The organism is Arthrobacter sp. MDT2-34-1 (assembly GCF_059091365.1).
Map to the genome: position 1 here is coordinate 1 of NZ_JBNHGO010000011.1, position 5,408 is coordinate 5,408.

The 5,408-nt window shown below is 62.2% G+C and carries 7 protein-coding genes; 1 reads left to right on the plus strand and 6 read right to left on the minus strand.

Annotated features, from left to right (window positions below; all coding sequences use genetic code 11):
* Nucleotides 1–145: 145 nt before the first annotated feature.
* The 6 genes from AC5RVV_RS17020 to AC5RVV_RS17045 all read right to left on the minus strand — a co-directional run bounded on the left by AC5RVV_RS17020 (nucleotide 146) and on the right by AC5RVV_RS17045 (nucleotide 4,829).
* On the minus strand, nucleotides 146–532 hold the full coding sequence (locus AC5RVV_RS17020) for a hypothetical protein (RefSeq protein ID WP_494002559.1): 387 nt from the start codon (nucleotides 530–532) through the stop codon (nucleotides 146–148).
* Nucleotides 533–643: 111 nt separating this feature from the next.
* Nucleotides 644–1,354 carry a recombinase family protein gene (locus tag AC5RVV_RS17025; RefSeq protein WP_494002560.1) on the minus strand — a complete coding sequence of 237 codons (711 nt, stop codon included), beginning with the start codon at nucleotides 1,352–1,354 and terminating at the stop codon, nucleotides 644–646.
* Between the two features lie 156 nt (nucleotides 1,355–1,510).
* Entirely contained in the window at nucleotides 1,511–2,071 is a 561-nt protein-coding gene (locus tag AC5RVV_RS17030) for a hypothetical protein (RefSeq protein WP_494002561.1), read from the minus strand.
* Nucleotides 2,068–2,682, minus strand: a complete 615-nt coding sequence (locus tag AC5RVV_RS17035; RefSeq protein WP_494002562.1) for an RNA polymerase sigma factor — start codon at nucleotides 2,680–2,682, stop codon at nucleotides 2,068–2,070. The genes AC5RVV_RS17030 and AC5RVV_RS17035 overlap by 4 nt, the downstream gene beginning before the upstream one ends.
* 192 nt (nucleotides 2,683–2,874) lie before the next feature.
* Nucleotides 2,875–3,564, minus strand: a complete 690-nt coding sequence (locus AC5RVV_RS17040; RefSeq protein WP_494002563.1) for an HNH endonuclease family protein — start codon at nucleotides 3,562–3,564, stop codon at nucleotides 2,875–2,877.
* 1,121 nt (nucleotides 3,565–4,685) lie between these two features.
* The gene (locus tag AC5RVV_RS17045; RefSeq protein ID WP_494002564.1) at nucleotides 4,686–4,829 is read right to left on the minus strand and encodes a hypothetical protein; all 144 of its coding nucleotides are present in this window, start codon (nucleotides 4,827–4,829) and stop codon (nucleotides 4,686–4,688) included.
* A 235-nt stretch (nucleotides 4,830–5,064) separates the two neighbouring features.
* On the opposite strand from AC5RVV_RS17045, the gene AC5RVV_RS17050 reads away from it, so the two are divergent.
* Nucleotides 5,065–5,280: a hypothetical protein gene (locus AC5RVV_RS17050; RefSeq protein ID WP_494002565.1), complete on the plus strand. Its 216-nt coding sequence runs from the start codon at nucleotides 5,065–5,067 to the stop codon at nucleotides 5,278–5,280.
* The last annotated feature ends 128 nt before the right edge of the window (nucleotides 5,281–5,408 follow it).

The window sequence follows — 5,408 nt, forward strand, 5'->3', positions numbered from 1 at the left end:
GGGCACGCGCCAGCGTGACCGACTCCAGTACGGCCTTGACTGTGGATGCGTGCCACGCCTTGCCATCCGTTTCCAAACACAGAGAAGGACGGGCGCCAGCCCGTCCCGTTCCTGCGCCGGCTGCTGGGCCGGCGGTAGACCAAACCTACCGTCCTCCGATGACGAACTCTCCTATGACAGTTTCTCCGTCCTGCTCAAACACTGGAATGGCCCGGCTCTTTCCGGCGTTCTCTTCCTGCCACGCCAATGCTTCTTCGGGCGAACTGAAGTTGGGGTGAGCAAGATCCGTTGAGCGTGAGTATCCGGTCAGGCCATTCGTGGCGACTACAGAAATCAGGTCGGGCGGGACCGGGCTATCTCCCTGAATGCCGTAAGACTGGCCGTTCTCGTTGACTGGCCAGCCCGGTATATCGCCGTAGGAAGTCGGGCATTCATTCCCGCTCTCAGCGCAAGGCAGGGCCACCCGACTCTCCTCGGTCCCCTGAGCTAAAGCAACAGAGCCGCAGGCAACCAGCGATCCGGCGATGATCACGCCTCCGAGTACGCCTCTTGATGGCCTCCACATGGGCACATCCTACGGATGCCCTGCAGTTCCGAACAGCACGGAAGGGACACAGGATTGCCCCCGTCCACCTTGCGCGTTCTAAACCTCCATCCTTGGGCCCCGTTCCTGGAGGGCACGCCGCAGCGTGACCGACTCCAAAACCGCCTTGACGGTGGATGCGTGCCACCCCTTGCCCGTCGCCGTGGGGATGCCTTCGGCGGTGAGAGCTTCAGCGATCTTCCGGAGGGACAGGCCGCGCTCGCGGTCGGTGTGGATGCGCAGCATGACCTCCGCCGGCAGGACGGCAGTCCTGCCCATGTGTTCCCCCTGGGCGGCTTTCTCTTGCATCGCCGCCGCTGTCCGCGCTCCGATGAACTTCCGTTCGATCTCTGCAAAGTTGAGCGCCATGTTGTACATGCCGGCTCCCATGATGGTGGCGGTGTCGACTCCGAGGTCGAGACAGATAATGCGCCAACCCTGACGTTGGGAGTCGGCCAGCAGCCGGGTGCCGTCCTCCATGTTCCTGGAGAGACGATCCAGCTTGGAGACCATGAGTCCCTGGTACTTGCCTGCCTTCAGGTCTGCCAGCAGTGCCAGCATCTTCGGGCGCTTGCTGATGGTGGCCGCGCTCGCGGCCAGCTCCTCGACCAGCTCCAGTTCGTACCCCATGCGGTCGGCCTCGCGTACCAGCTCCGCCCGCTGCACGTCGGGGCTGATGTCCTGCTTATCCGTTGATACCCGGACGTATCCGACGACGCGGATTGCCTGGTCGGCGTGGATTACCTGGGGAACCTGAGAGGTGGTGGTCATGACGTGAGTGTACATAATGGGAACCCTTTATGTACAACATCCTTGATTACTCGCAGCCCCGAGGCAGGGGGTAGCCCCACATGCGGGCGTCCCTGCGCCCGCCCGTACATGGCGGCCAAGGAAGCGTACGGGTATCCACCGTGACGAGGTGGGAGGTCATTTCTGGGGCCGCACCGCCGTGTCGCTCTTCAAGACAAGCCCCAATGACTCGCACACCTTCTCGTCCCCGGGGATAACTGCGGCACGACCGTCTTTGAGCACGCATACGGTCAATGGCTCAGGAACCGGGTAGGAAAAGCTGGGGTCATGCAGGTCTGGATGTGCGGCGCCGTCAGGATCATCAGGGTCCAACCCATGCTGGGCCCAAACATCGCGGCACGCGGACAGAGCGTCTTCGATCATCACTGTGCTGTCCGGCCGCTCTGCGGTGCTCGGAACTCCCAGTGTCACGGTGGTTCCAGGGAACTGGTTGCCGTGGATTTCAGCTCGTGCCAAGCACGCTATCGAGCTCTTGTCCGTCACGGGCAGCTGCATAACCACTGCCCCGCCGGTTGCCACAAGGGCGACGGCGGCTCCGGCAAGCACAACCCTCTTGCCTTTAGTGTTCTGGAATTGCCTGTTCTCGGGAGTGCCCTCCTGCGCGACGTTGACCAGGAGCGCCTCGATGGCTGCGCTGCGTTCCGCGTTGAAACGGTAGGAGCCCGGGCTGTCATTCATGGTGTTTCCTCCTCAGGCGTGAGTGGGAGCGTTGCCGGCGGGAACCCTGTCTGTGGCTTCATCAGCTGCGAGAGCTTCTGCTTGGCGCGTGAGAGCCGCGACTTCACGGTTCCCGGTGGAGTGCCGAGCAGCTCGCTTGCCTCAGCTGTGCTCATGCCCTCAAGAACGCAGAGCACAATAACTTCTTGGTCCCGCCGTCCCAGTGAACGGTAGGCCCGATACAGGGCGTCAGCCCGTCGGTCCCTGTCCACCCGGTCGGCCACGAAGTCGCTGTGATCCGGCTCCGCTTGGGACTGTGGAAGTTTCCGCAGGAGACGTTCGTAGCGCAGCGTCGACCTGATCTTGTTCCTTGCCACGTTTGTGGCGGTTACCAGCAGCCAACCGAGGATGGAATCGTTGACCAACCGGACCTTGTTCCTGCAGCGCCATGTCTCCAGGAACACCGCGGCAGTTACGTCTTCAGCCTCGAAAGGAGTTCTCACCAACCGGAGGCTGTGAGCAAAAACCCGGTCCCTATGGCGTGTAAAGAGAGAAGCAAAAGCGGAACCGTCACCGTCGATGACGCGCAGCCAAAGCTCATTGTCCGTGGATGCTTTCCCTGTGTCCCCCATACCCATAAGTGTCCGGCAAACACATCGTGGTTCCCTCTGCGAGATTATTTCCGCCGGCCGTGTTTCTCCGCCCGTCCGCGCATACGGTTATGAAGCGCACGACGACGGGGTGGGGGTGTACCCCTTCGGGCCCGCGCCAGCGGGACCGGTAGTCATAGCGGCTTTTGTCGCGCACGGTTTAGAAGGTTTTGTTCAGGCAACTTCCGCGCCATTACTGGGAAGCAACGGCATTCGGCTGGTCAACTTTGCTCCGCTCGCAGGCAGAGCCGGCAAGGGCAGGCCGTGTTCCTGGGCGAATGACTGCACCCGTGGATTCTCCACTGCCTTCGTGTTGATGTACGGGCCGCGCCGGCGGCGTTTCCGCTTCTCGTTCTCGCCGCGCTTCACCGGTTCCAGATGGGCGGGGTTGCAGCACGCGGGGTTGCAGTTGGGCGGCATGTGGTCGAGCTCGTAGCCGGGCTTGTGCCCTCCCATGAGCAGGTTCCACAGCACCCGGTGGAAGGCCCAGTCAACCGTGCCGGCGCCTTCCGGCCTGAACCCGACGTACTCTCCCTTCTTCCCCATGACCGGACCGCTGGCAATCCAGCAGCCGTTCAACCGGGTTATCTTCTCCGCCAGCCTGGACAGATTGGTTTGCTCCGTCTCGGGCGTCCACCGCAGATGTTCGACTTCGTGTTTCCGGCAGAAGAACAGCACCTTGTTGCCATGCTTCATCCTGCGACCGCCGTCGTCTTGGAAGGCCCTGCACCCTTCCCAATGACAGCGGAGATGGCCGCGCCGGTAGTACCACTGGTTGTAGTGCTCGAGGCACTTGTTCCGCTTCTCGGCGTCTTTCTTGCAGTCGCGTTCCCGGCAACGTCCCAGCGTCTTCGCTCGCCCCAAAATTGCTCCCGATCAACCTATTGCATTCAACATTTATAAACGGTAGAGTCCGTAAAAGATCTGTGTGCCAGCCCTAGTTCTAGGGCAACTCTTCAGCGTACCACGCCCAAATCGCCCTGCCGCATTATTAGGGACGGCGACGTGTAGACGCTTCCTGGTCTGGCCGGCGTAGCTCCAGCGGAGCCGGCCCTTCGGTTCGGTTACCTGACCAATGACTACCCCTGCATACTCGGCGTTCCGCTACGCTCCACCCTGTTCTGTTTGCCTGCCCTCAGCCGACTCAGCCTGTCTCTGGGACGCAGCCGGCGGACACCGCAGAGAGAGCAGAGGGAGCGAGGGAGGGCAGGATTCTGCCTGATTAGCTCCCCGGGGATGGGGGAACGTATCAGGCAGATGATGGTGCTGAACACCGCGTCGGTCGCGTCGGTTGCTCGGTCGTATCGTCATCAGGCGCTGGGCATTACTCCTGCGCAGTGGCGGCATGTGCCTTGCGATCTGGCAGACCCGGCTGGGTCTGCTGTAGGCGCTGGCACTCCTTCGATTCTGGGGATTGCTCGACCCAGTGAAACACCCTGCCGCAAGGCTCGACATTGGAACCGGCTCTGACCCGGTAAGGGGCCGGGGCCATCCTCCCGATCACTCAGGGGCGTTTGGCTACCCAGCTTGGCTTTTCGATTTCCCTCGGTCTGTCCGAGACACGCGGGGTGTCCACCCGTCGTGCGACTACTCAACCGTTGGCGCGATTGGTAGACTCCAGTTATTCAGTTTCATTTGCAAACTTCATGATCCCCCGGCGGTTGGCGCTTCCGGGGGATTTCTCTTTGTCCTGAGGGGCGTGTCGTGCGCCCCTTCCTGGGGGCGCTCGACGGTAGGGTCTGGGGCATGACGCCCCCTGCTACCCTCCAGATTTCTTGGTGCTACCCGTCATGACGGCCACGACGAAACCCCCGGTGATGGGGCTGGCTGAAGCAGCCAAGACGTGCGGCGTCTCCGTGTCCACGGTGCGTCGAAAACGTGAAGAACTCAGGGAACACGGAGCCTACGAAACGGGCCGGGGCTGGCAGATTCCCGTCACTGCCCTAATCGCGGTGGGACTGATGGCGCGCACCACTGAAGCCCCTTCATCTGACGCCCCTCCTGCTACCCCTGATGGCCCTTTGAAGGCCGAGGTTGACGCCCTGCGCCAGCAGTTGGCCGCAGCTACCCAGCGTGCCGCCGTCGCGGAGGAACGGGTCGACGGTATGCGTGCCCTGGTCGCTGCCCATGAACGGATCATTGAGACGCAGGCTGTAGCCCTCAGGATGCTGGAAAAAGGTTCAACCCAACCAGACCCCACCCCGTCCGGCGATAGGCCCGCAGAGAGCCGTACAGAGCTTCCTGCGCCTGCTTCTCCCCCGGCTCCAGACACGGAAAAGGACGGGCGCCAGCCCGTCCCGTTCCTGCGCCGACTGCTGGGCCGGCTCTAGTCCCCTCCACGATCAACCGCCTACTCTTTCGGACATGAGACAGCGGCAGCAGGCCCAGCCCCCACCGCTCTGGGCAGTTATCTTCTGGGCAATTGCAGGAGCATCGTGGATCTTCGTTGCCGCTATTGATGGACTACCTCAGTTGCGTTGGTTCGGTCTGGTGCTGGGATTGGTGTTCCTCGGCGTCTCCATTGCCCAGTTTCTGGCATGGCGGAAGGCAAAACGATCCGCAGGCACTGAACACCGTTAGTCGCTCAGAGAGAGTGGTCCCGTCCTCTGGAGGGCACGCGCCAGCGTGACCGACTCCAGTACGGCCTTGACTGTGGATGCGTGCCACGCCTTGCCATCCGTTTCCAAACACAGAGAAGGACGGGCGCC

Excerpts from the sequence above, each read along its gene's own strand:
- AC5RVV_RS17030 (WP_494002561.1), bottom strand. The coding sequence starts at position 2,071 with ATGAATGACAGCCCGGGCTCCTACCGTTTCAACGCGGAACGCAGCGCA.
- AC5RVV_RS17025 (WP_494002560.1), bottom strand. The coding sequence starts at position 1,354 with ATGACCACCACCTCTCAGGTTCCCCAGGTAATCCACGCCGACCAGGCA.
- AC5RVV_RS17045 (WP_494002564.1), bottom strand. The coding sequence starts at position 4,829 with ATGGGCAGCGACCAGGGCACGCATACCGTCGACCCGTTCCTCCGCGAC.
- AC5RVV_RS17035 (WP_494002562.1), bottom strand. The coding sequence starts at position 2,682 with ATGGGGGACACAGGGAAAGCATCCACGGACAATGAGCTTTGGCTGCGC.
- AC5RVV_RS17050 (WP_494002565.1), top strand. The coding sequence starts at position 5,065 with ATGAGACAGCGGCAGCAGGCCCAGCCCCCACCGCTCTGGGCAGTTATC.